The organism is Bosea sp. 685 (assembly GCF_031884435.1).
Lineage (GTDB): Bacteria > Pseudomonadota > Alphaproteobacteria > Rhizobiales > Beijerinckiaceae > Allobosea.
Genome location: NZ_CP134779.1, coordinates 383991 through 408855 on the forward strand (window position 1 = coordinate 383991; position 24865 = coordinate 408855).

Genomic DNA, 24865 nt, shown 5'->3' on the forward strand with positions numbered 1-24865 from the left:
CGACTGCCTCCGAGCGGCGTAGCCGCGAGCCTTACTCCATCCCTTCCAGCTCGATGATCATCCCCTCGATCATCTTCAGCCCGATCTGCCAGAAGGCGGGATCGCGCGCGTCGAGACCGAAGGGTGCGAGCAGTTCGGAATGGTGCTTGGTGCCGCCAGCCGAGAGCAAAGCGAAATAGCGCTCCTGAAAGCCCTCGGCCGCATTCTGGTAGACGCCGTAGAGCGAATTCACCAGGCAATCGCCGAAGGCATAGGCGTAAACGTAGAACGGCGAATGGATGAAGTGCGGGATGTAGCACCAGAACGGCTCGTAGCCCGATCCCAGCCTGATCGCCGGCCCCAGGCTCTCGGCCTGCACGCTCATCCAGAGTTCGCAGAGATTCTCAGCCGTCAGCTCGCCTGATTTGCGCGCCTCATGGACCTTGCGCTCGAAGGAGTAGAAGGCGATCTGGCGCACGACCGTGTTGATCATGTCCTCGACCTTGGCCGCCAGCATCGCCTTGCGCTGCTTTGCGTCCGTGGTGCCGTCGAGCAGGCGGCGGAAGGTCAGCATCTCCCCGAAGACGCTGGCGGTCTCGGCGAGCGTCAACGGCGTCGGCGCCATCAATGCGCCATTGGGGCCGGCCAGCACCTGATGGACGCCATGACCGAGCTCATGGGCCAGCGTCATCACGTCGCGCGGCTTGCCCTGGTAATTGACCAGCACATAGGGATGCGCCGAGGGCACGGTCGGGTGAGCAAACGCGCCCGGCGCCTTGCCGGGGCGGGCCGGCGCGTCGATCCAGTGCTCGTCGAAGAAGCGGCGCGCAATGCCGGCCATCTCGGGCGAGAAGGCGTGATAGGCGTCGAGCACGGTGTCGCGCGCTTCGGCCCAGGGAATGGTGCGCTGCTCGACCTGCGGCAGCGGTGCGTTGCGGTCCCAGAAATCGAGCTGTTCGCGGCCGAACCATTTGGCCTTGAGCTTGTAGTAGCGGTGCGACAGGCGCGGATAGGCCTCGCGTACGGCTGAAACCAGCGCATCGACTACCTCGCGCTCGACGCGATTGGCCAGATGGCGGGAATCCGCGACATCCTCGAATTTGCGCCAGCGGTCGGAAATCTCCTTGTCCTTGGCCAGCGTGTTGGTGATCAGCGCGAAGGTGCGCAATTGCTCGCGGAAGACCGCGCTCAGCGCTTCGGCCGCGGCCTTGCGGACCGCGCCGTCGGCATCCTGCAGCTTGTTCAGCGTCAGTTCGAGCGTCAATTCCTCGCCGTCGAGCCTGAAGCGCAGCGAGGCGATGGTCTCGTCGAAGAGCCGGTTCCAGGCGGCTTGCCCGGTCATCGACTTCTCGTGGAACAGTTCCTCGATCCGGTCCTCGAGTTGGTGCGGCTTGTCCTTGGCGAGGTCGTCGAGCCAGGGCTTCCAATGCGAAAGCGGCGCCTGGCCCGAGATGCGCGCCATCAGCGCGGGGTCGATCCGGTTCAGCTCCAGCTCGAAGAAGAGCAATTCCGTCACGGCCGCGTTCAGGCGGTCCTGCGTGTCGCCATAGAATTTCGCGCGCTGCGGGTCGGTGGTGTCGCCGGAATAGATCAGGCCGGCATAGGCGCCGATTCGCCCGAGCAGGTCGCTGAGCGTCTCATAACCGGCGACCGCCTCGGCCAGCACGGTCGCGGCGTCCTCGCGCTGGGCGAGCGGGCCGAGCTTGCCGCGATAGAGTTCGGCGAAGCGCTGCGATTCGCTCAAAGCGCGTTCGAGGTCGGCCTTGAAGGCGGGCGAATCCATCGCCGGATAGAGATGGCTCAGATCCCATTCCGGCAGTGGGCCCAGCGCCTTGGCGCTGCGCGCGGAGCGTTCGGCAGCTGTGGCGAAAGCGGCGGGCTCGACCATCCCTGTCACGGCGAAATTCATCTCTGCAACACCTCGCTGGCCCGATAGGCCTTCCCCACTCATATGCGCGGAGCGGCGTTTGCGATCAACGCCGGAGCGCCGGGCAGAGGTGGTTTGACGCAGGCTGTGGCGCTTAAGCGCCGCTTAACCGTTCTGACCGAGGATGACCCAGAACGGAACAGCCGATTCCGTCTCGCGATGTCGTTTTCGCACTGCCTGGCCTTCGAGGTTTCATGTCCGCCACCGTTCTCGTCGTCGACGACGATCCCGTCCAGCGCCGCCTGCTCGACGCGATGCTGAAGCGTTTTGGTTACGATGTGGTCGTCGTCGAGAGCGGCAGCGAGGCGGTCAATCTGCTTGGCCATGGTGAGGGCGAGAGGTTCGATGCCGTGGTGCTCGATCTCGTCATGCCGGAGCTCGACGGCATGGGCGTGCTCGCGGCGCTGCGCGAGCGCGGCATCGAGACGCCGGTCATCGTGCAGACGGCGCATAGCTCGATCGAGACCGTCGTCTCGGCGATACGCGCCGGCGCGGTCGATTTCGTGGTCAAGCCGGTCGGCGCGGAACGCTTGCAGATATCGCTCAAGAACGCGCTGAAGCTGGGCGCGCTCGAACATGAACTGCGCCACATCAAGCGGCGCGTCTCCGGCACGCTCGGTTTCCGCGACCTCGCCACCAAGAGTGCCGACATGGCGCGCGTGGTACGCCTGGCCGAGCGCGCCGCAAAATCCAATATCCCGATCCTGGTCGAGGGCGAATCAGGCGTCGGCAAGGAGGTGCTGGCGCGCGCGATTCAGGGCACCAGTGATCGCAAGGGTAAGCCCTTCGTCACGGTGAACTGCGGCGCGATCCCGCATAACCTCGTCGAGTCGATCCTGTTCGGCCATGAGAAGGGCGCCTTCACCGGCGCGACCGAGCGTCATATCGGCAAATTCGTCGAGGCTAATGGCGGCACGCTCTTCCTCGACGAGGTCGGCGAATTGCCGCTCGACGCGCAGGTCAAGTTGCTGCGCGCCATCCAGGAGGGTGAGGTCGACCCCGTCGGCGCCAAGAAGTCGGTGCGTGTCGATATCCGCATCATTTCCGCGACCAATAAGAGCCTGCTCGACCAGGTGAAGCAGGGCGAGTTCCGCGAGGATCTCTATTACCGCCTCAACGTCTTCCCGATCACGCTGCCGCCCTTGCGCCAGCGCCGCGAGGATATCGCCGATCTGGCGCGCGGGTTCCTGGCGCGCTTTGCCGCCGAGGAAGGCAAGAAACTGCGCGGGCTCAGTGCCGAGGCGCTTGGGCTGATCAGCGGCTATGACTGGCCGGGCAATGTCCGCCAGCTCGAGAACGCGATGTTCCGCGCGGTGGTCCTGGCTGATGGCGACGAATTGACCGTGGCCGAGTTCCCGCAGATCGCGGCCCAGATGGAGGGCTTCGACATCCGCATCCCGCCGGTGTCGGCCTCGCTGATGCGCCAGGACATGCGCAATGACACGCCGCGCATCATCCAGATGCCTGTGCGCGATCCCAATTCGCTCGAACTCGTCGCCGGGTCCGACATGCGCAAGCTCGACGATCTCGAGCGCGAGATCATCAAATTCGCGCTGGCGCATTATCGCGGTCACATGTCGGAGATCTCGCGCAAGCTCGGCATCGGCCGCTCGACGCTCTATCGCAAGCTCAAGGATTACGGGCTGATCGAGAACGAGCCCGGCGCCGAAAGCGAGGATGCGGCCTGAGGCATGAGGCGCAACCGAAGCTCCGCATTCGCCAATGGCGGGGTTCCGTTTTCGGCCGAGGTCACACCAAAAATTTAAAGCCGATCGGCACTGTCTGAATAGCGGGGGCTGTTGCGCCGCCGCATCTTGTCCAAATCCGCTGACTCACGCAGAAGCGGTGAGATCTCGGCGAACATTCGAGGATAGCGAGCATGCGTCGTCGCCACTGGGCGGGCTTGGGTTCAGCCTCGGTTCTGGCGCTTGCGCTGGGGCTGACGGCAGCGAGCGCGCAAGCGCCTTCTGCCCAAGCGCCTTCTACCCAAGCGCCTTCTACCATGGACCCCACGCTCGGCATTCCACTGCCGGAGCAGCCGGCCCTGGTCATCCTGCGCGACGAGCGGCCGGCCGAGGTCTCGCGCGAAGAGCCCGGCATGGTGACGGGAACGGTCGCTCCCTCACTGGTGCCGCAGAACAATCTCGTGACGTCAGAGCCGCGGCCCACGCCTGCGACGACGCCCGGGGTCGATGATCGTCCCGCAGCGCTCGATATTCCTGCTGCGGATAGTCCTGCCACCGACATCCCGGCCGTCGATCTGCCGCCGCTCGATCCTGCGCTGTCACCGCCCGAGCCCCTGCGCTCGGCTGCGCCCAGCGAGGTCACGATTCCCCCGCCGGACCTGCCCAAGGTCGTGGTCGAATTGCCCGCGGGCTCCAATCTCGCCGGTGATATCGGCGCGCACATGACCGAGGGGCTGGCGCTGCCGCGCCTGGCTGAGCGTGAGCGCAGCGAGATTCTGGCCGCCTATCAGGCGCAGGAGAACCGGCCGCTCTGGATCGACGGCAAGGGCTGGAGCGAGGCCGCCAGGCATCTCGTCGCCCAGCTCGGCCGCGCGGCTGAGGACGGGCTGAGGCCGACCGATTATCCGCTGCCGGTGTTCGAGGCGAGCGACAAGGGCAAGCTCGCAGAAGCCGATGTCAGGCTCTCGGCGTTGGCAGTCCTCTACGCTCGTGACGCGCGCGGTGGTCGCATCGATCCGCGCCGCCTGTCGAAGCTGATCACGCCGACGCTCTATCTGCCCTCGGCTACCGAGGTGCTGTCGGAACTGACGGCGGTGCAGGATCCAGGCGCTGCGCTCGCTGCCTATAACCCGCCGCATGAGCAGTATCGCCGTCTCAAGGCCAAGCTCGCCGAGCTGCGCGAGCATCAGGACGATACGCCGCTGGTGCGCATTCCGGCTGGCCCGCCGCTGAAGCTTGGCATGCGCGACGAGCGCGTGCCGCTGGTCCGGGCGCGGCTAGGCCTGGGGCCGTCAGAGGAGCCGGTCTTCGACCATTCGACCGCACTGGCGCTGGCCGATTTCCAGAAGAAGGCCGGGCTGCCGGCCAATGGCGTGCTCAGCGAGCGCACGCTGGCCGCGCTGGGTACGCCGGCGACGGCGCGCGGCGAGCAGGACATCATCGCCCAGATGGAGCGCTGGCGCTGGCTGCCGCCCGATCTCGGCGAGAGCCACATCATCGTCAACGTGCCGGAGTTCATGGTCCGCGTCGTGCGGGACGGCAAGGTCGTGCACCAGACCCGCGCTATCGTCGGCAAGCCCGATACGGCGACGCCGATCTTCTCGCACAAGATGGACCACGTCATCGTGAATCCGTCCTGGAACGTGCCGCCTTCGATCCTGAAGAAGGAGTTCCTGCCGGGCCTTGCGGCCGATCCCAATTATGCCGCCAAGCGCGGCTATGTGGTAACGCGGCACGGCAACAACATCTCCGTCCGCCAGCCCCCGGGCGAGCGCAACGCGCTCGGCTGGATCAAGTTCATGTTCCCCAATGACCATGCCGTCTACCTGCACGACACGCCAAACCGCCGGCTTTTCGCCAGCGAACGCCGCGCGTTCAGCCATGGCTGCGTGCGCGTCGACAATCCCTTCCTGCTGGCGGATCAGGTGCTCGGGCCGGACTGGTCGCATGAGCGGCTGAAGCGCCTGATCGGCTCGGGCGAGCGCATGATCAAGCTGCCGCAGCCATTGCCGATCCATCTGGTCTACAACACCTATGTCGTGGGTGCTGACGGCCACATGACGGTTTTCGACGATCTGTATGGTTTCCATCGGCTCGTCCGGCAGGCGCTGGAGCAGCGTGGCTGAACCCGTCTGGCGGGACGGGCACGGTTTCGCCACGTTCCGCCGTTAGCGGAATTCGGCGGAAAAGTCGGGGTATGGCGATTGCCGGCTTGGTAACCTTGCATTAACTCTTCTCCGCAACTGTTCGTTCACGTTCATCGCGCCGCTTCAGGCGGGCACCGAGACGGGTCAAGCAGATTGGGCAAGTCTACCGCCACGCGTTCGAGACGGCTTTCGGTGCTTCCGAAGCCGGGCTTCCGCCAGTTTTTGGCGCTGAGCGTGGCGGCCACGGCTCTGATGCTCGGCGTGCGCGGCACGCAGGATGCCGTCGCCAATGGCGACACGCGCACCATCACCATCACGCATATGCACACCAAGGAGGAGACGACCGTCACCTTCAAGCGTGACGGCCGCTATGATTCCGCGGCGCTGGAGAAGCTGAACTGGGCGCTGCGTGACTGGCGCACCGACGAGCCGATCCGGATGGATCCGCGTCTGTTCGACCTTGCCTGGGAGGTGCAGCGCGCGGTGGGGTCCCAGGAATCCTTCCACGTCGTCTCGGCCTATCGCTCGCCGGGCACCAATTCGATGCTGCGCCGGCGCTCGCGTGCGGTCGCCAAGAACAGCCAGCACATGCTCGGCAAGGCGATGGATTTCTATCTGCCGGATACGCCGACGGCCAAGATCCGCGAGGCCGGCATGCGGCTGCAGCGCGGCGGCGTCGGCTTCTATCCCGGCGCGCACACGCCCTTCGTCCATCTCGACGCCGGTTCGGTCCGGTCCTGGCCGCGCATGACGCGCGATCAATTGGTGCGATTGTTCCCGGACGAGAAGACAGTTCATCTGCCGGCCGATGGCCACCCGCTCGCGGGCTATGAGCTGGCCAAGGCCGATGTGCTGTCGCGCGGCGGCTCGGTCGCCGGTTACGCAACTGCCGATTCCGATGAAGGCGCGGTGATCTCTTCGGGCCGCAAGAGCCTGTGGGCGGCTCTCTTCGGCGGCGACGACGAGGAGGCGGATGCGCGCCCGACGCGCGGTCGCGGCAATTCGCCAAAGCCCCAACCGACCGTCATGGCCTATGCCGCGCCGGCCCGGGATGACAGTAATTCCAATGATGGCGGGCGCTTCGCCGTCTCGGTGCAGGCTCCCGAGCCGGAGCCCGCCGCCCGCACGGTCGTGCGCGAGCGCTCCGAGCGGCTGGCGCCGAGGATCGTCGAGCCACAGCCGGCGCAGGTCGCCGCCACGGCGCCTGCCGCTGCGCCGCCCCCGGTCGATGACAAGCGGCCAAGGCTGATCGATGCGCCGCTTCCGCTGGCGCGACCGCGCGGCCTGACCATGCCACTGCAGCCCGGCGATTCGATCCAGGTCGCGGCCTTGCCCGCCTCCGGCGGCGCGCTCGCCTTCGCTCCGCAAGGCGCGGCCGCAGAGGATCAGAAATTCGTCCTGGCCTCGCTGCCGCCGCGCCGGCCCGACCAGATGGTTTCGCTGATCGAGGCCGTGGCGGAAGGCAAGCCGATGAACGCGCCGTTGCCGCCGACGCGTCCCGCCGCCTTTGCCAATCTGGTGCTCGCGGATCTGCGCGGCGGTGCGGGAGGCTCCACTGAGGCGCCGGAGGTTCAGCCGGCCGGACGTCTGGTCACGATCACGCATCCGCTGCCGCCTGGCCGTCCGCGCGATGACGGTTTCGCGCTGGCGTCGATGCCCTCCGTCAGCCGGCATGCGCCAAGCCCGGCTCCGACCCCGATCGTGGCGCAATACGATGCTGACCGGCCGGGGCTCGATTCGCTCTTCGCGACGGTCGCGCGCAGCCCGACCACCGCCGGCAAGGCGGTCACGATCGCCACTGCCCGCACCAAAGCCGGGCCAGCCAATAATGCCGAACCGATTCAGGCTCCGGGACCGGCGGCCTCTCTCGGCTTCAGCCATGCCGAGCCGAGCGACGCCAAGACGGGCTCGTTCAGCGGCCCGGCGGTGCGGCCGCTGCCGACGAATTTTGTCCAGAACTGAGCGCAGTTCGTTTTGACGGCCGTCTGACGCGGTTGTCTGCGCTTCCGGTGCTCATGGACTTTAGTCCACTCCGCTCCGGTTCTCGACAATCACGCCAGCCGACTCGCATGCCAGTCGACTCGCCAGAACGAATTGCGGGCGCGATCTACGGCTCCTCGCGGTCGATCGGCCAGTGCTTGAACACGTCGAGCGCCTCGCAGGCGCGCGCTTGGGCCGCCAGTGCCGGCCAGCGTTTCTCCGGCGCATAATCGGGGATCACGAAGCGGCAGAACCCCCAGGCGATCGCGGCGGAGATGTCGCCGGGTCGTAGATTCGGCCCCGCGCCGAGTTCGCCGCGCTCGGCCGCCGCGTCGAGCAGGTCAAGCGCGGTGTCGAGCTGGGCGACGATGCGCTCCTGCCAGGGCGCGTAGCGCTGGGCGTCGGGCCGCTTGCGCTCATATTCGATCGAGACGGCCTTGTCGGCGGCAACGATGCCGATGCCGGTCAGGCCGAGATCGCGTGTCCGCGCTGCCGCATCGCTTGGGCGCAGCGAGCGGCCGGCGACATCCTCGAAATGCTGGATGATCAGATTGGAATCGGTGATCACCGTGCCGTCGTCGCAGACGAGCGAGGGCGCCTTGATCAGCGGGTTGACCTTGGCGAAGGCCTCCATGTGCCGGAACACCGAGACCGAGCGGTGCTCGAAATCGAGCCCCAGGAGCCTTCCGGTGACGGCGGCGCGGCGGACATAGGGGCTGTCCAGCATTCCTACGAGCAGCATGGCGGTCTCCGGTTCGGGTGCGCCGCAACCATGCCGTGAGGCCGGCGGGAAGCCACGCGAATTCGCGTGATTTCACGCATCACGGGACGTGATGGAGCCGGGCGTCACGCGAGGGAAAATCCTTGCCCGGGCAAACAAACGCGCTAGCCTGCGGGACAAGCCCCCAGGCTGGACGAGGTGCGCCCATGTCAGTCGCCGAAAAACGGTTTGCCGCCGAAACCCTGTCTTCGCCACCCGCCGCGCCCGCGCCCGCCATGGCCGCCGAGCAAGGCCACCCCCACGAGACCGGCGTTGTCGCCTCCAGCGTCTATGCGCATGGCGTGCGCATCGCCGATATACCCATCGAGGAGGCGGGCGCATGGGCCCGCAAGGACGGTCATGTCGTCTGGATCGGACTGCTCGAGCCCGATGCCGACCTCCTCCATCGCGTGCAGCAGCAGTTCAACCTGCATCCGCTCGCGGTCGAGGACGCGACGAACGCCCATCAACGCCCGAAGCTCGAACAATATGGCGACGCGCTCTTCGTCGTTGCCCGCACGGCCCAGCTGGTCGACAAGCGCATCGCGTTTGGCGAAACGCATATCTTTGTCGGCAACGGCTATATCGTCAGCGTCCGCCATGGCGCCTCCACCTCGTACAAGACCGTGCGACAGCATTGGGAGACCTGCCCCACTTCATTGGCGAAGGGGGAGGATTTCATCCTCTACGCGATCCTCGATTTCATCGTCGACAACTACATGCCGGTGCTCGAGGCGATCCATGAGGAGGTCGAGGAGATCGAGGACAAGGTGCTGGCGAAGCCGATGATCCGTGACGACATCGAGCGGCTCTACATGCTGCGGCGCGATCTCTTGCGCTTGCGCAATGCAGCCGCGCCATTGGTCGATGTCTGCCAGCGCCTCGCCAATGCCAATGTGCCGCAGGTGCGCCCGACGCTCGCGCCGATGTTCCGCGACGTGACCGACCATGTTCGCACGGTTCAGGAAAAGATCGACAGCCTGCGCGAGGTGCTCGCCTTCGCCTTCGAGGTGAGCCTGCTGATCGGCCAGAGCCAGGAAAACGCGATCACCAAGAAGCTCGCCTCATGGGCGGCGATCCTGGCGGTGCCGACCGCGGTCGCCGGCATCTATGGCATGAACTTCAAGAACATGCCGGAGCTCGAACTCCAGTTCGGCTATCACACCGTCCTGGTGCTGATCGTGATCTCCTGCGCGATACTCTATTGGCGCTTCCGAAAGAATGGCTGGCTGTGAGCCATTTCCGATTAAAGCGCGCCGTTCATGCTCGAAAACACCGTGTCATCCTGGGCGACCGAAGGTCGTCCGGGATCCATCGTAGGGAACTGTGCTCTACGATGGATCCCGGAGTTGCGCCGCGGAGCCTGTCCTCGGACCGGCCGGAGGCCGGACCAGGGGACGGCTTGTCAGGGACAGAGTGGGTGTGAAGACGGTCAGGCGCTCTCGCCGACGGCCTGCAGGTAGAGGTCGAGGATGGCTTCCTCCTCGGCGCGCTCATTGGCGTCGCGCTTGCGGATGGCGATCACCTTGCGCAGGACCTTGACGTCGTAGCCGTTGCCCTTGGCCTCGGCATAGACCTCCTTGATATCGTCGGAGATGGTCTTCTTCTCTTCCTCGAGGCGCTCGATGCGCTCGACGATGCTCTTGAGCTGGTCGCCAGCAACCGGATCTTCCATCTGCATATCCTTAAGCGGTGGGGAAATTTGGCCGGAGGGTTCGCACCGCGCGGGGGCCGGCGTCAAGCGCGAAGCGGTACTTCGCGCGGGATGCTCAACAGCCGCGATGTCTCAGCCGGCGCGCAATGAGGCAAGACATCCGGGCAGGATTGCGGCCAGTCGCTCCCCCCAGTCGCGTGCGGTGGCGTCGCTGGCAATCAGATCCTGGCGCAGCTCGATCAGGGTCTCGTGCAAGCCCCGCCGCGTGGCGTGGCGGTCGATCGTGTCGCCGGGCAAGCCGCCGCGATAGGGTTCGTTGTCGCCGACCACGAGGTCGCCCTCACGCTGCAGGGCGGCGATCAGCAACTGCGACAATGCGCCTTCTCCGTCCCAGAGCACGCCGATATGCCAGGGCCGAACTGCTGCCTTCCAGAACGGCGTGAAGGAGTGCAGCGAGACGATCGCGGGTGGGTGGCCGGCCGCCAGCGCCGCCTCGATGGCTGTATCGATCGCTGCGTCATAGGGTTCGTAGTAGCGCGCCACACGCTCAGTGATGCCGGCTTGGTCGATATGGCGGTTGCCGGGCACAATCGCGCCGTCGGAGAGGCGCATCACCAGCGTCGGATCGTCCAGGCCGCGATTGGGATCAATCAGCAGGCGCGAGAAATTGCTCAGCACGGCAGGCGCATCGAGCGCGCGCGCCATGGCGCGGGTCATCTCGGCCGCGCCGATGTCGTAGGCGATATGGCGTTCGAGCTGGGCAGGCGGCAGGCCCAGCGAATTGAGCTCGGGTGGGATCGCATTGGTGGCGTGGTCGCAGATCAGCAGAATGCCGCTGGCGGGATCGCCTGGAATGACCTCGACTTCGCCGGGCGCGCGGGCCACCGCCGGCTTCAGCGCTATGGCCGGTCGGGTCTTGGCCGGTTGGGTCTCGGCCGGATCGATCCGCATGCGTCCCTCAAAAAGTATGACTACATCGGGAAAAGGCTGATGACGTTCGCCCGGCCGCGACTTAAAAGAATCAGCAACGAAAGTCGATGAAATCGACATGAAAGTTCGGGCGGAAGGTGGGCGGTGGTGCAGGCGAGACGTGACGATACGGCAGGCTCTCGCGCAACCGCCCGTACGATCTTCGATGCCGCCGTCGCGCGCGCCCATCCCGCCGGCTGCCTGCCGGCGCATCTGCCGGCTCCTCCGGCTTCCGGCCGCCTGATCCTGCTCGCCGCCGGCAAGGCGGCAGGCAGCATGACTGCGCTGGCCGAGGCGCATTATCTCGATTCAGGTTTTCCACAGGACCGGCTCACCGGCCATGCCGTCGCGCGCCATGGCTATGAGACGGCGACCCGCCACATCCCGATGGTCGCGGCCGGCCATCCCGTGCCCGACCAGGGCAGCCTCGACAGCGCGGCGAAGGCGCTGGCGCTGGCGGCTACCGCGACCGCCGATGATCTCGTGCTCGTACTGCTCTCAGGCGGCGGTTCGGCGAACTGGGTCGCGCCGGCCGGCAGCCTGACGCTGGCCGAGAAGCAGGCGGTGAACAAGGCGCTGCTGCGCTCGGGCGCGCCGATCGGCGAGATGAACATCGTCCGCAAGCGGCTTTCGCGGATCAAGGGCGGCAAGCTGGCGCTCGCCGCTGCTCCGGCGCGTTTGCTGACGCTTGCGGTCTCCGATGTGCCCGGCGATGAGCCGACCGCGATCGCCTCGGGGCCGACCGTGCCCGACCCGACCACGATGGCGCAGGCCCGCGCCATCGTCGCCCATTACAAGCTCGATCTGCCGCCGGCTGCGCGCGCTCTTCTCGACGACGACGCCAGCGAGACGCCCAAGCCCGGCCATCCCGCCTTCGCCAACAGCGAATTCCGCATCATCGCCCGCCCGGCCGATGCGCTGGTGGCGGCCAGGGAGGCTGCAGAGGCCGCAGGCTACGCGGTGCATGATCTTGGCGCTGATCTCGAAGGCGAGGCGCGCGATGTCGCCGCCGCCCATGCGGCGCTTGCGCGCAAATTGAAGGCGCTGGGTAAGCGCACTGCCATCCTGTCCGGCGGTGAATTGACGGTGACGCTGCGCGGGCAAGGCCGGGGCGGGCCGAATCAGGAATACGCACTGGCGCTTGCCATCGCGCTCGCCGGCGAACCGGGCATCGTCGCGCTCTCGGGCGATACCGATGGCACCGATGGCGGCGGCGGCGAGGCGACCGATCCGGCCGGCGCGGTGATCGATCCCACGACTTTGACGCGCGCTGCCGCGCTCGGCCTCGTTCCTGCCCAATCGCTCGCCGACAACGATTCGACGGGTTTCTTCGAGCCGCTCGGCGATCTGCTGCGGACGGGGCCGACCTTGACCAATGTGAATGATTGCCGCGTGATCCTGATAGACCCTTGAAATGACCCGCATCAGCCCGACGATCTTGCGACTATGCCTGCTGGCGGCCGGCCTTATGGTGGGGGCTTCGCCCGCCTTCGCCGATCTGCGCATGTGCAACACCACCGGCAGCCGCGTCGGCGTCGCGATCGGCTATCGCGACGCGCAGGGCTGGACCACGGAAGGCTGGTGGAATCTCAGCCCACGCGGCTGCGAGACGCTGCTGCGCGGCACCTTGGCGGCGCGTTTCTACTATGTGCATGCTGTCGATTACGACAAGGGCGGCGAGTGGACAGGAAAATCCGTCATGTGCACGCGCAACAAGGAATTCACGATCCGTGGCATCGAGGATTGCCTGGCGCGCGGTTTCGACCGCGCCGGCTTCTTCGAGGTCGATACGGGCGAGCAGAAAAGCTGGACGATCCAGCTCACCGACACCACCGGCAATGCGCCGCAACGCCCCTGAGGGATTGAAGAAGAATGAAGCGGGAACGCCGGATCAAGATCATCGCCACGCTGGGGCCTGCCTCCGCGACCGAGGAGATGTGCGCAAAGCTGTTCGAAGCGGGCGTCGACGTCTTCCGCATCAATATGAGCCACACACAGCGCGAGACCTTGCCCGAGAAGATCGCGATGCTGCGCTCGCTGGAGGCGAAATTCCGCCGCCCGGTCGGGATTCTCGCCGATCTGCAGGGGCCGAAGCTGCGCGTCGGCCAGTTCGGCGGTGATGGCGGCGTGATGCTGGAGAAGGGCGCGAAGTTCACGCTCGATTCCGATCCCGCGCCCGGCACGCTCAAGCGCGTCCACCTGCCCCATCCCGAGATCCTGACCGCGCTGGAGCCGGGCCACAACCTCATCCTCGACGACGGCAAGATCCGGCTCGTGGTCGAGAAGGCGACGCCGACCCAGGCCGTGACCCGCGTCACGATCGCCGGCCGCCTGTCCTCGCGCAAGGGCGTCAGCCTGCCCGATACGACGATTCCCGTCTCGGCGATGACGGATAAGGACCGTTCGGACGCTGAAGCCGCGGCCGCCGCCGGCGTCGACTGGATCGCGCTCTCCTTCGTGCAGCGGCCCGAGGACATGGCCGATCTGCGCAAGATCGTGCAGGGCAGGGCGCTGGCGCTCGCCAAGATCGAGAAGCCCCAGGCGCTGCTGCGTCTGGAGGAGATCATCGAGGCGTCCGATGCGATCATGGTGGCGCGCGGCGATCTCGGCGTCGAGATGCCGCTGGAGAAGGTGCCCGGCACGCAGAAGCGCATCGTCCGCATGGCCCGGCGCAAGGGCAAGCCGGTCGTCGTCGCCACGCAGATGCTGGAGAGCATGATTACTGCCCCGGTGCCGACACGGGCCGAGGTCTCCGACGTCGCCACCGCCGTGTTCGAGGGGGCCGACGCGGTGATGCTCTCGGCCGAGAGCGCGGCCGGGCAATATCCGGTCGAGGCGGTGACGATGATGAACCGCATCGCCGAGGAAGTCGAAAGCGAGGCGGTCTACCGCACCATCCTGGAATCGCAGCGGGCCGAGCCTGAGGCGACGGGCGCCGACGCCATTGCCAAGGCTGCCCATGAGATCGCCGACACGCTGAACCTCAAGGCCGTCTGCGCTTGGACCTCTTCGGGCTCGACGGCGATGCGGCTCGCGCGCGAGCGGCCGAATTCGACGGTGATCGCCTTGACCCCGAACCGCGCCACGGCGCGCCGCCTCACTCTCGTCTGGGGCGTGCATGCGGTTGTGACCAAGGATGCCAGCGACATCGACGATATGGCCTCGCGCGCCTGCAAATTCGCGGTGCGCGAGAAGTTCGCCAAGCTCGGCGACCGCATCATCGTGGTGGCGGGCGTGCCCTTCGGCACACCGGGCGCGACCAATATGGTCCGCATCGCCTTCGTGGCGAAGGAGCATGTCGAGCAGGCGTGAGGGCAATGTCATCCCGCGCGCGTTGCGGTACGCAGTGACGCTGCGCAGACGCGGGACCGTTATCCAGAGCATTTCCGCGCTTCGGAGAAACGCGGAAATGCTCTGGCTTCTTATTTTGACGCGTTTTCTTCACGCGAACCGGTGTCCACTTCGCTCGAAAACACTTTAGTTTGGGCGCTTCTCATTTGCGCGATCCCGCATCTGCGTCGCAGCACTGCGTGCCGCAACACGTGCGGGATGACACGGTGCGTTAGTTCAGCGCCAATCCCGATCTGGGGCCGACCATCTGGTCGATTGCCTCGACGACGATCTCCGGCGCGGCGTGATGAGGCATGTGGCCGACGCCTGGCAGCAGGATGAGCCGACCCTGCGGTGCCTCGCGCGCGATCGCGACGGAATGGATCGTCGGAGAGACGATCGCGTCGCTATCGCCGGTGATCGCCGTCACCGGCACCTTGAGTTCGCGATAGCGCGGGGCCTGCGCCGTGACGAAATCAAGCGTCGCGGCGATGTCCTGTGAATTGGCCTGGAAGTCGGCCGGGCGCAGCAGCAATCTGGTCTCGCCAGTTTCGAGATAGCCCGGCGTTACCGAACGCGGTGCAAAGACGCTGCTCGCACCCTCGTCCAGCATGAGATTCGCGGCGGGCAAGGCGACAATCCTGGTGAAGAGCGGGCCGATCAAGGGCCATGTCGCGAGGTGGTGATACCAGGCGATGCCGCCCGGCCAGGGATGGGTGACGCCGCCGAGCAGGACGAGGCCCTTCAATCGCTCCGGCCGGTCGAGCGCGATGCGGGTCGAGAGCGCGCCGGCGAGCGAATGCGCCACCAGGACGAAGCGCTCGGGCGCGATCTGGTCGAGCGCCTGCATGATCGCCGTAGCCTGGCGTCCGGGATCGGCCATCGCCGCGCCTTCCAGCCTGTCGCTCCAGCCATGGCCTGGCCGGTCGAGCGCGATGACGCGGTAATGGCCGAGCTCGGGTCCCAGCGTCGCCAACAGGTCGGCATGGTTCGAGGAGGCACCATGGACCAGCACGACCGTACCATGGCTTTCGCCGGAGGGCTGGAGCTCGCGGTAATGCAGCCGGCCGCCGGGGAGAGCGACGAAAGTGCCTTTGGGCGGGTAGAGCCGGGCAACCTCGGCGCCGAGCCATTCGGTTCGCAGGATCAGGCCGCCGGCGACGAGAAGGCTGAGGATGATGAGGGCGCGGATCAGCATGCTTCGCTTACGCGCGGGCTTCGATTTCGGTTTCGCTAGAGCATTGCGCGAAAAAGTGGATACCGGTTTTTCGCATCAGCAATGCTCTAAACTTCCGGGAATCGATCACGTCGCGTTCGGACGCTTCCGTCCGAACGCGACGTGATCTGGGGATCAAAATGGGCGCTTCAGGCGTCGCGCCCGTCGACTTCGCTCGCCAGCGATTCGACCGCGCTCTTGATCGCTTCCAGCTGTGGATAGATCGCGAGCGCGCGGCGATAGGCCACCATGGCGTGCTTGTCGTCGCCCTGCTGCCGCAGGATCGAGCCGAGGCCGATCATCGCACCATAATGGCGCGGTTCGCGCTTCAAGGTCTCGCCGATATCGAGCATCGAGCGAATCGGGTCGCCGGCGATGAAGAGCGCATTGGCACGCTGGTTCCAGGCCTCGGCCCAGTCGGGCTCCAGGCTGATGACGCGGTCGAGCAGTTCGATTGCGAGTTCGGTCTGCTTGTCGCGCAGCGCCGTCTGGGCGCGCGTCATCAGCAGATCGGCGGTGTCGGAGCCCGAGCGCGCCCAGCGGCGCTGGATCAGATTGGCGATGCCCTTGGCTTCCTCGGGCGATTTGGCGGCCGCGAGGCGCTCGAACAGGCGGTCGAGCGTGGCGGCCGGTGTCCTCGGCAGGGCGGGCGCGGGTGCAACCGGATTATCGTCCTTGTCGGCGGGCGGGACGATGCCGGGGCGCGGCGGTGGGCTTTCCTGAGCGCGCAGCGGGGCGGCCGAGAAGGGGGCGGCGGCAGTCAGCGCCAGCGCGAAAGCGATGGGAAGCATGCGCGAATTGATCATGCACCGCAGTGTAATGGAGCGGCTGCGTGCGTCAATTCACGGAGAGGCGACTTGGTCCCGACGCGAAGACTCGGCCACAACGCAAAAAGGCGGGATACGCCCGAAGGCGCCCCGCCATGCCGTCCAACCGGAGTGAGAGCCGCGCGACGAAGCCGCCGCGCGCCTAATCTCAGCCCTGGCGCGCCTTGAAGCGCTTCTGGACCTTGTTGATGATGTAGACGCGGCCCTTGCGGCGCACGAGCTGGTTGTCGCGATGGCGCGCGCGCAGCGACTTCAGCGAATTGCGGATCTTCATGGTCTCAACTCCGTCGATCTGCCTTTGCGGGCAAACCGGTCAAAAACTAAGCCTTCCGACGCGAACCGGAGACCGGCCCTCATCGACCACGCGAATGGTGCGGCTGATGCGATGCCGGCTGTATACGGATTTTTCCGGATATCGCAAGGGCGAAGCCGGCTCGAAGCACCAAAAAACCTCAGGCGATTGCCGCCAGATAACGCTCGAAGGAGCGCTCGAGCGCCGCCTTGGCGCCGCTGGCGATGACCCGGCCCTCGAAGGCGCCATAGACCTTGTCGAAAGCGTAGGGTTCCAGGATCGCCGCGATCCGGCGGATTGTCGCGGCGTTGACCGGAATCATGTTCGGATAGGAATAGAGCACGCTGACGTGGCGGCGGTCGGCTGTGACCTGCAGCACGTCGCCGGTATAGAGCGTGCCTGTCCCTGCCGCATGATGCAGCACGGTCGCGCCGGCGAAATGCCCGCCGCAGCGCAGCAGGGTGAGCGAGGAGCCAAGCTTCAGCGCCTCGCCGTCCCAGTGCCGGATCGCGGGATCGGGCTCGGTCACCCAGACCCGGTCGTCGGCATGGAGATGCACCGGCACGTCGAGCGCCTGCGCCCATTCCGCCATCGCGGTGTAGTAATGCGGATGCGAGATCGCGATGCCGATGACCTTGCCGCGCGCCCGGATCGCATCGAGCGCGGCCTGCGTGACCAAGCCGATGCAGTCCCAGAGCAGATTGCCGCCCTCAGCCTCGATAAGCAGTGCGCGCTGGTCGATGGCGAAGGCGGGCTGGATGCGCAGGCCGAGCACGCCATGGTCCGGCGCGCAGGCGATCTGGTGATCGGCAGCGAGCTCGTCTGGTGTCAGCCAGTCCTGCCCGCCCCAGCGCAGATATTGCCGTTCATCGAGGCAGATCGGGCAGCCGGGGGGTGGTGTCGGGGCATCGGGAAAGCGCGCGCCGCATTGGCGGCAGAGGAAGCGAGGCATGGCGAGCGCTCCGGGGCGGCGAGGTTGCGATGCTAGCCTCCGTGGCGCGGCGGCGTTATCTGTCGCGGAGCCGGGCCGACATGCATGCGCGCGACGCGACCATGGCGCCGGTATGGTCTAAGCAAGGGAACTTTCGGGCACCGCCAGCGTTTCCAACCATCGATCTCTTTTGGGACAATCATTGTGAAAACCCTGACCTTGACTCTGCTTGCCGTGACCGCGCTCGCGCTTGGAGCCTGCGGCAACCAGACGGAACAGCGCATTGGCGGCGCGGCCGTGGGCGCGGGCACCGGCGCGGTCGTCGCCGGCCCTGTCGGCGCGGTTGTAGGCGGAGCGGTCGGCGCAGTCACGGCACCGACGGTGGTGCGCGAGACGCGTCGCTCCACACGCTGAGCCTGCTCGGCACAAGATCGGCAGAAGGCAGAAAGGCCACCCGCAAGGGTGGCCTTTCGTCTTTGTGGGGACGGGGGCGTTGCTTCTCACGCACCGACAAATTTGAAGTGGCCGCCGAAGCTTCGATAGGATGATTCGAGGATGGCGACGCCGCCGCGAAGCCGCAAGGTCTCGGCGGTGGCGAGCCCGAGTTCGACGGCCCGTTCGGCGATATCCTCTTGCGTGGCGACGATGCGCTCTTTCCCGTCGAGCGAGGTGATCTGGGCGTGCAGGACGAGGCGCCCGTCCTTCCAACTGGTGCAGACGCCGACAGGCAGGCTGCAGCCTGCCCCCAGGGCATGCAGCATCGCCCGCTCGCAATCGACCTCGGCGCGGGCCTTCGGGTCTTCGATGTCCTTCAGGATCGTCAGCACGTCGGCGTCGTCGCCTCTGGCCTCGATACCGAGCGCGCCCTGGCCGACGGCATGGGGAAAGAACCGCGGATCCAGAAGCTCCGTCGTGGCGCCCGCCAGCCCCAGGCGCTGAAGCCCGGCCTGGGCCAGGATGACGGCGTCGAGGCCATGCTCCCCATCGATCTTGGCGAGCCGAGGGCCGACATTGCCGCGGATCGGCACGACCTCGATATCCGGACACAGGCTCATGATCTGGGCGCGCCGGCGCAAGGAGCCGGTGCCGACCTTGGCGCCGGGCTTGAGATTGTCCAGCGTCGCGCCGCAAAGGACGTCGCGCGCATCCTCCCGCTCGGGCACGGCGGCCAGGACCAGCCCCTCGCGCAGCGTCGTCGGCAGATCCTTCAAGGAGTGGACGACGATGTCGACTTCCCGGGAGACCAACTGCTCCTCATGTTCGGTCGAGAACACGCCGATGATGCCGAACTGGTGGAATTCGGAGACGCGGTCCTTGTCCGCGATCGTCGCGATCGGGTGCAGCGAGAACTCTGTCTCGGGGTGCTTCGCCTTGATCAGGCCGATGACGTAATTGGTTTGCGCCATCGCCAACGGGCTGCGCCGCGTGCCTATCTTGATGTGCATGGGGACGGTTCACCTGGGCTGGAAGCCCGCTCGCGGCCATTGATTTGAGGCGCTCTATATCAGGGGCGGGTGGCGGCGACGAGTGCGGCGTTCCACCGCTCTCCGATCGGCTGGGACGGGTCGGCAGGCCGCCGCCGGCTCGGCGTCATGCGTCTTCCGGGCGAGAGCCTGCTTCAAACGTCACTGGCGACGCCCCGGCTGCGGTGTAAACGTCGCGCCCCCGCGCTGCCAAGGCCACTCCATGCTCGTCTTCAAACCGCTCGCAGAGCGCCGCATCGCCTTGCTGTGGAGCAGCCAGGTGCTGTCGGCGACCGGGGCCGAGTTCTACATGGTCGCGGTGGTGTGGATCGCGACCTCGCTGATCGGGCGCGATGCCGGCTACATCTCGGCGCTGCAGGCCGGAGCGCTGCTCGCGGGCAGCCTGTTCGGCGGTGTCTTGACCGATCGCTGGCGCTTCAAGACGACGATGATCGCAACCAGCCTCATCCGGGCGCTGCTCCTTGTCGTCTTGTCCGTGGCCGGCATGCTCGGCCTGATGAGCCTGCCGCTGCTTGCGATCATCGCCGGGCTCGTGGCGCTGGTGACCTCGGCCTATGATCCCGCACTGCAGGGCACGCTTCCGGTGCTGGCGCCCGAGCCTCGCTTGCGCCATGCGGTCAACGGCCTCTTCGACGCAACGCGGCGTATGGCGCGCATCCTCGGCCCGAGCCTGATCGCGCTGGTCAACGGCATCGTGCCGATCGGGCAGTTCTTCACGATCACGGCGGTGGGCTTCCTGCTCTCGGCTATCGGCGTCGGGCGCGGCCTCAAGGGCGTCGAGATTCCGCCGGCCTCGACCGGAAAGGGCTTCGCGGCGGTGACGGATGCGCTGTCGGGCGGCATGCGCACGGTGCGCGGACATGCCGTCATGCGTTACGGCCTGATCGCCGATCTGGTCGGCAATATCGCCTGGTCGATGGGCGTCCTGCTCGGCATGGCCTTGTATCTACGCGCGACGAGCCCTGATCCGCTCACGGATTACAGCCTGATGATGACCGCCTATGGGCTGGGTAATCTCGGTGCGAACCTCGTTCTGGCGAGCCTGCGGCCGCAGCGTCCCGCGCTATGGCTCATTGGCTCGAAATTGATCTTCGGTGCCGGCGTCATGCTGCTGCCCTTCGCGCCCGACCGCGCCTGGCTGATGGCGTTTGCCGCTTTTGCGGCGATCAACGGACCGCTCGAGAACCTCGCGCTGCTTCACATCATGCAGCATGATTTTCCGCCGCAGCGTCTCTCGCAGGTCTATCGCCTGCTGATGTGCGCGGTCTTCGCCGGTTCGCTGATCGGCTATCTCGCCGCTCCCGCCCTGTTCGGCCAGTTCGGGGTCGGCGTGATGATCACGGCGTCGGGCGCGGCGACCTTCGCCATGGGCGTCATCGGCCTGGCGCTCTTCGCGCGCCGCTGACCGGCCCCACCCGCAGAAGGCTCTCGTCATCCGCAGAAGGTTCTTGCCTTGTCGGTCCATTGGCCGAAGCCGGTTGCGACCATGTTGCGGATGACGGTGCAGACATAGCGCTGCTGGGCCGGGTTGTTGTTGGGCCCGGCATGGTAGCGGGCGACCGCCATCGTCCAGCTGTCATGGCGCGCCTTCAGGCGCTTCAGGAACTTCGCGGAATATTCGACATTCAGACCCGGCTCGAACATCGCGTCGAGGCTGGGGAACTGGTCGCGGTGGTAATGGTGGTTGATCTGCATGCAGCCGATATCGATCAGTTTCTTGCCCTCGGCGCGGGCGGCATTGAAGGCGCTGAGGGCCTCTTCCTTGGTCGCGCCGAAGAAGGGCCGGCCCTGGATGTTGAGCGCATAGGGCTGCAGCGAGCTGCGCCGGCCGCTCTCGGTGAGGCCGACCGAATAGAGCACGCCGACAGGAATGTCGTAGGCCTTGGCAACGCGGATCATGTGCTCCTCGCAGACGGTCTGGGCGAGCGCAGGAGAGGCCAGGCTAAAGGAGGCCAGGCTAAAGATAGCGAGAAAGATCGCGGCCCTTGCTGCGGGCATCATCCAGGTCATGGGATTCGTCCTTGCTGGGGGCGATGTCGGCAACCCAGCCGCGCTGGCGCGGTTCCTGCCGGTGCTCGCCCTGTCGGGATTGATCGAAGCCGCGCCCGTCTCCGTCGCGCCCGCCCGGGCGCTCATCGGAGGCGTTGCCCTGTCCGGCCTGGCGGTCCGAGGCCGGGGCATCGATATGGACCGTTTCCACGGAGACGGCGTCGATCGAGTAGCCGCTCGCCTTGACGATCTCGCGCAGCGCATCCTTGTCATTGGCGAGCATCTGGGCCGTCTCGGCGCGACTGGCCTCGAGCCTGATCTCCATGCCGCCCTGCGACAGCCGCAGCTTGACGGTGATGGTACCGAGCTCGACCGGGCGCAATTCAATATGGAGGATTTTTGTGGGCGCGGAGATTTCGTTCGGCTTGTCCGATCCGAGCTCCGGCACGGTCTCAGTGCGTGAGGCGGCCAGATCGACGGCCGCTTGCCTGATCGGCTCGACCACTTGCTGGAACGGCGACAGCCGCATGACCGGCGGCAGATAGGTCTCCTGGCGCGTGATGCTGATGGAGAGCGGTTTTGCCGGCTGGCCGTCCTCCTTGCCGGCTTCGGCGGCGCCGGCCTTGTCGTCGATCAGGTCACTGAGCTGCGACAAGGCCGTCGACCCCGGCAGGTCCGGGCCGGGCTCATCGTCGCTCGGCATGGCGGGGCCCTGCTCTGCGGCTGGCGGCCGGGCCGCAGCCTTGGCGGTGTCGGCCCCGGCCTGGCGGCCGGCCTGCGCCAGGGCGCTGCTCAAGCTGGCGAGCGAGGCGTCGCGCCTGGTCGGCTCCTTGCGTGGCTCCTGAGCGTCGCGGGCAGGGGTTTGCAGGGCGCCCAGCAGCAGCCGCGCCGCCGCATCCGGCGAGGGCGCGGCTTCCGCCTGCGGCGGCGTGGCTACCGCGGCGGTTACGTCCGGCCCGGCTGCCGCGCCATCCTCGCCCGGTTCCGCGAAGGCTGCCTCAGCGCCCTTCTCGGCGGGGGCAAGCTTTCCCTGCGGTGGTTTGGCGGTGACGCTCTGGAGCAGGGCGCGAAAGGCGGAACCCCGCTCCTCGCGCCCGCCGATCCCGCCTCGCGCCTTGGCATCCTTGCCGGTCATATTCGCAGCGCTGCGAGCCTGCGGAAGGGTTGGCGTCTCCAGGCTGCTCATGGCGTCTTCCTTGCCTTCGGCGGAGGATCGAGCAGGGCCTGCGATTCACGCAGGCTTCTCTCCGCCATGGTCACGAGCTGTTTCATGCGGGGGTCGATGCCGGCGGGCTCGGATTCGGTGCCCGGCGTCGTGGTGGTGCGGGCCGGCGCATCGACGATATGCGAGGCGACACGCAGGGCCGTCTGCAGGATTTCAGCCTCGGCGGGGGGCAAGCGGGACGGGTCGATTGTCTTCAGCGTGACGAGTGCGCCGTCGGCACGGTCGACCGCGATGCGTGCGGCGGCAGCGTAGAGCGAGGTGCGGGCGGCTGTGTCGAGGGCGGCGCCCGGCAGCCTGGCGGCTTCGTCGGCGGCGCGGCGTGCCTGTTCGAAGCGGCCCTTGAGCAGGGCGTCGCGCGCGATGATCAGCAGGACGGCGCGCTGCTGCTCGCGGTCGAAGGCCTGCAGCGTGGCGACGAGCCGGGGAAACTTGTCGGCATCGCGGCCAATATCGAAGCGGATCAGCCCGGTCGCGAAGCTCTGGCGGAAATTCTCGGCATAGACCGAGCGGTCGAAGCGGCGGATATATTGCGCGGTCGCTTTTTCCAGGCGATCCAGCTCGTTGATCTCGGCCGCGATGAAGACCGCGCGGCGCAGTGCGCCTTCCTCCACCAGCGAACCCGGGGCGAGCAGGCGGGCCTGGTCGAGCAATTCCAGCGCGCGCTTCTGGTCGCTGCGCATGATCAGGCTGGCCTGGATGAGCGCGAGATGGCCGGCGAGTGTTTCATGGAGAGTCGCGGGGTCCAGCGGCAGCAGCAGCGTGCGCGCCTTGGCGCTGTCGCCCGTGACATAGGCAAGTGCGCCCTCGGCCAGGCCCTGCGGCAAGCCGACGGGCTCGCCGCGTGCGAGCAATTCGCGCAGTACGGCGGGCTGGCCGCCACTCAGCACATATTGCACGATCGCGCGGGTGTTGCGTGGATCGGCCCAGATCTCGGGAGGTTGCTGCAGCAGGGGCTGTTCAACCTCCCGCAGCAGCTTGGCCTGCGCGGCATGCGCGACCTTGCTGCCGGCGGCCGCCTCGTTTTGAAGCGACTGCAAGGTTCGCACGATCTGATAGGGCTGCGGCGATGCCACTGGGGCGGCTTCAACCTGCGCCCGCACCGGCGACGTCAGAAGGCAGATCGCCGTGGCGATCCAGAGGCCTCGCGCGATGCGGCTCATGCCCGCTTCTCTCTGACGAGAATCTCGATCCGGCGGTTTTCCGCTGCGTTGGGATCGGTCGCGCGGGGCTTGCGGCTGGCATAGCCCTCGACATGCTCGATGCGGGCCTCGTCGATACCGCCCTGGATCAGCAGATCCTGTGCGGCATGGGCGCGCGCGGTCGAGAGCCGCCAATTGTCGTTCTGCCGGCCGCGGAAGAGCCGCCCATCGGTATGGCCGCGAATGATGATCGCGCCCTCGCGCTTGTTCAGGACGGAGGCGATGCGCTGCATGGCCTTGACCGTCTCCTGATGGGGGTCGGCCGAGCCGATCGCGAACATCCCGAAATTGGCATCGTCGGTCAGGCTGATCAGCAGGCCTTCATCGGTCTGGCGGACATCGACCTGGGGACTGTCGTGGCGCTGGCCGTCCTCCTTGCCGCCTGCGATCGCGGCGGCGATTGCTCTGGCGACGGCCGTGTCGGCCGGGGTCTGCTCGGCCCCGGGCTTCACGCTCAGGGCCGGCTCCGGCCGGGCGATGTTGCGCGGGGTCATCGGCGCCGCCGCCGGGCCCGAAGTGGCGACGGCTCCCGGCTGCTCCGCGCCGGTCTCCTTCGCTTGGGCGAGAACCGGGGCGGTTTCCGACTCCGTCCGCCTCAGTGCCGGGGCCATGAGCACAGGCTGGAGCACAGGCTGGGGCACGGGCTGGGGCACGGGCTGAGGCGCGGGCAGGGCCGTTGCCGGCGAGGCTGTCGCGACCGCTCTGGCGTCCGGCTTGACGGCGGGGTCGCCCTGCAGCGCCTGGCGCCAGAAATTCGGGTCGAACGGGTCGCGCGGCACCTCGTCGCCCTTCACGCCGGGCGCACCGGTCGCGGCCAGGGGCTGGGGCAGGGCCTTGTCCGTCCTGGGTTCGGCCTTGCTCGCGGCGACCTCGGCGAGGACTGCGTAAGGATCCTCGAAACCCACCGCGCCCTGCCTTGGATCCCTGGCCGGGACGCTCGGGCGGCGTTCGGAACCGGAGCCGGCCGCTCCGACCTCGTGGCCTTCATGGCGGATGGCGTGCTCAGCTTCGCCGGGGTCGGCATCTTGGGGATTGCGCACGCCCTTGCGGTCGGCGGTCGTATCCGAGAGCCGGATCGGGTTGAAATATTGCGCGACGCGCGAGCGTGTTTCGCGGTTCGTCGAATTGACCAGCCAGAGCACCAGGAACAGCGCCATCATTGCCGTCATGAAGTCGGCATGGGCAATCTTCCAGACGCCGGTCTTGGGCTGATCTACGATCTTCCCCGCGGAGCGGCGGACGATGATGATGTCCGGCTGGTCCTTGCTCAT

Annotated in this window: 22 protein-coding genes; 9 read left to right on the plus strand and 13 right to left on the minus strand. The window is 66.9% G+C overall.

Annotation, left to right across the window (positions count from 1 at the left end; translation table 11 throughout):
• Positions 1-31: 31 nt before the first annotated feature.
• Positions 32-1867 carry a M3 family oligoendopeptidase gene (locus RMR04_RS02920; protein WP_311916039.1) on the minus strand — a complete coding sequence of 612 codons (1836 nt, stop codon included), beginning with the start codon at positions 1865-1867 and terminating at the stop codon, positions 32-34.
• 233 nt (positions 1868-2100) lie between these two features.
• On the opposite strand from RMR04_RS02920, the gene RMR04_RS02925 reads away from it, so the two are divergent.
• From RMR04_RS02925 to RMR04_RS02935, 3 genes are all read left to right on the plus strand, one after another.
• Positions 2101-3594 (plus strand): sigma-54-dependent transcriptional regulator, encoded by a 1494-nt coding sequence (locus tag RMR04_RS02925; RefSeq protein ID WP_311912883.1) that lies wholly within the window; start codon positions 2101-2103, stop codon positions 3592-3594.
• Between the two features lie 314 nt (positions 3595-3908).
• Positions 3909-5717, plus strand: a complete 1809-nt coding sequence (locus tag RMR04_RS02930) for a L,D-transpeptidase family protein (protein ID WP_311912885.1) — start codon at positions 3909-3911, stop codon at positions 5715-5717.
• Positions 5718-5972: 255 nt separating this feature from the next.
• Positions 5973-7700 carry a peptidoglycan L,D-endopeptidase MepK gene (locus tag RMR04_RS02935; RefSeq protein WP_311912886.1) on the plus strand — a complete coding sequence of 576 codons (1728 nt, stop codon included), beginning with the start codon at positions 5973-5975 and terminating at the stop codon, positions 7698-7700.
• A 145-nt stretch (positions 7701-7845) separates the two neighbouring features.
• Here RMR04_RS02935 and RMR04_RS02940 read toward each other — a convergent pair whose 3' ends face one another.
• Positions 7846-8460, minus strand: a complete 615-nt coding sequence (locus RMR04_RS02940) for a glutathione S-transferase family protein (RefSeq protein WP_311912888.1) — start codon at positions 8458-8460, stop codon at positions 7846-7848.
• Positions 8461-8714: 254 nt separating this feature from the next.
• Between RMR04_RS02940 and corA the strand changes: the two genes are divergently transcribed.
• Positions 8715-9713 carry a magnesium/cobalt transporter CorA gene (gene corA, locus RMR04_RS02945; RefSeq protein WP_311916040.1) on the plus strand — a complete coding sequence of 333 codons (999 nt, stop codon included), beginning with the start codon at positions 8715-8717 and terminating at the stop codon, positions 9711-9713.
• Positions 9714-9910: 197 nt separating this feature from the next.
• On the opposite strand, the gene RMR04_RS02950 is transcribed toward corA, so the two are convergent.
• A complete protein-coding gene (locus RMR04_RS02950; RefSeq protein WP_069688540.1) occupies positions 9911-10153 on the minus strand; it encodes a DUF2312 domain-containing protein in 243 nt (80 codons plus the stop codon).
• 111 nt (positions 10154-10264) lie between these two features.
• On the minus strand, positions 10265-11083 hold the full coding sequence (locus RMR04_RS02955) for an N-formylglutamate amidohydrolase (RefSeq protein ID WP_311912890.1): 819 nt from the start codon (positions 11081-11083) through the stop codon (positions 10265-10267).
• Positions 11084-11209: 126 nt separating this feature from the next.
• Here RMR04_RS02955 and RMR04_RS02960 point away from each other — a divergent pair, with 126 nt between their 5' ends.
• The 3 genes from RMR04_RS02960 to pyk are packed head-to-tail and all read left to right on the plus strand — an operon-like array spanning position 11210 to position 14413.
• Positions 11210-12514 (plus strand): glycerate kinase type-2 family protein, encoded by a 1305-nt coding sequence (locus tag RMR04_RS02960; RefSeq protein ID WP_311912892.1) that lies wholly within the window; start codon positions 11210-11212, stop codon positions 12512-12514.
• Position 12515: 1 nt separating this feature from the next.
• Positions 12516-12959, plus strand: coding sequence for a DUF1036 domain-containing protein (locus RMR04_RS02965; protein WP_311912893.1), 444 nt, complete (start codon positions 12516-12518; stop codon positions 12957-12959).
• A 14-nt stretch (positions 12960-12973) separates the two neighbouring features.
• Positions 12974-14413 (plus strand): pyruvate kinase, encoded by a 1440-nt coding sequence (pyk, locus tag RMR04_RS02970; RefSeq protein ID WP_311912894.1) that lies wholly within the window; start codon positions 12974-12976, stop codon positions 14411-14413.
• 250 nt (positions 14414-14663) lie between these two features.
• Here the strand turns inward: pyk and RMR04_RS02975 are convergent, their stop codons facing one another.
• The 4 genes from RMR04_RS02975 to RMR04_RS02990 form a co-directional block, all read right to left on the minus strand.
• On the minus strand, positions 14664-15629 hold the full coding sequence (locus RMR04_RS02975; RefSeq protein WP_311912895.1) for an alpha/beta fold hydrolase: 966 nt from the start codon (positions 15627-15629) through the stop codon (positions 14664-14666).
• 167 nt (positions 15630-15796) lie between these two features.
• A complete protein-coding gene (locus RMR04_RS02980) occupies positions 15797-16438 on the minus strand; it encodes a tetratricopeptide repeat protein (RefSeq protein ID WP_311912896.1) in 642 nt (213 codons plus the stop codon).
• A 184-nt stretch (positions 16439-16622) separates the two neighbouring features.
• A complete protein-coding gene (ykgO, locus tag RMR04_RS02985) occupies positions 16623-16748 on the minus strand; it encodes a type B 50S ribosomal protein L36 (RefSeq protein ID WP_038363015.1) in 126 nt (41 codons plus the stop codon).
• Positions 16749-16926: 178 nt separating this feature from the next.
• Positions 16927-17718: an MBL fold metallo-hydrolase gene (locus tag RMR04_RS02990; RefSeq protein ID WP_311912897.1), complete on the minus strand. Its 792-nt coding sequence runs from the start codon at positions 17716-17718 to the stop codon at positions 16927-16929.
• 198 nt (positions 17719-17916) lie between these two features.
• Between RMR04_RS02990 and RMR04_RS02995 the strand changes: the two genes are divergently transcribed.
• Positions 17917-18111 carry a hypothetical protein gene (locus tag RMR04_RS02995; protein WP_311912898.1) on the plus strand — a complete coding sequence of 65 codons (195 nt, stop codon included), beginning with the start codon at positions 17917-17919 and terminating at the stop codon, positions 18109-18111.
• An 86-nt stretch (positions 18112-18197) separates the two neighbouring features.
• Here the strand turns inward: RMR04_RS02995 and hemC are convergent, their stop codons facing one another.
• Complete coding sequence (gene hemC / locus RMR04_RS03000) at positions 18198-19142, minus strand: hydroxymethylbilane synthase (RefSeq protein WP_311912899.1); 945 nt, start codon at positions 19140-19142, stop codon at positions 18198-18200.
• A gap of 241 nt (positions 19143-19383) precedes the next feature.
• On the opposite strand from hemC, the gene RMR04_RS03005 reads away from it, so the two are divergent.
• Positions 19384-20586, plus strand: a complete 1203-nt coding sequence (locus RMR04_RS03005; protein WP_311912900.1) for an MFS transporter — start codon at positions 19384-19386, stop codon at positions 20584-20586.
• Positions 20587-20612: 26 nt separating this feature from the next.
• Here the strand turns inward: RMR04_RS03005 and RMR04_RS03010 are convergent, their stop codons facing one another.
• The 4 genes from RMR04_RS03010 to RMR04_RS03025 are packed head-to-tail and all read right to left on the minus strand — an operon-like array spanning position 20613 to position 24865.
• Complete coding sequence (locus tag RMR04_RS03010; RefSeq protein ID WP_410492312.1) at positions 20613-21179, minus strand: transglycosylase SLT domain-containing protein; 567 nt, start codon at positions 21177-21179, stop codon at positions 20613-20615.
• Entirely contained in the window at positions 21139-22356 is a 1218-nt protein-coding gene (locus RMR04_RS03015; RefSeq protein WP_311912902.1) for a flagellar hook-length control protein FliK, read from the minus strand. The genes RMR04_RS03010 and RMR04_RS03015 overlap by 41 nt, the downstream gene beginning before the upstream one ends.
• The gene (locus tag RMR04_RS03020) at positions 22353-23555 is read right to left on the minus strand and encodes a chemotaxis protein MotC (protein WP_311912903.1); all 1203 of its coding nucleotides are present in this window, start codon (positions 23553-23555) and stop codon (positions 22353-22355) included. The genes RMR04_RS03015 and RMR04_RS03020 overlap by 4 nt, the downstream gene beginning before the upstream one ends.
• Positions 23552-24865 (minus strand): MotB family protein, encoded by a 1314-nt coding sequence (locus tag RMR04_RS03025; RefSeq protein WP_311912904.1) that lies wholly within the window; start codon positions 24863-24865, stop codon positions 23552-23554. The genes RMR04_RS03020 and RMR04_RS03025 overlap by 4 nt, the downstream gene beginning before the upstream one ends.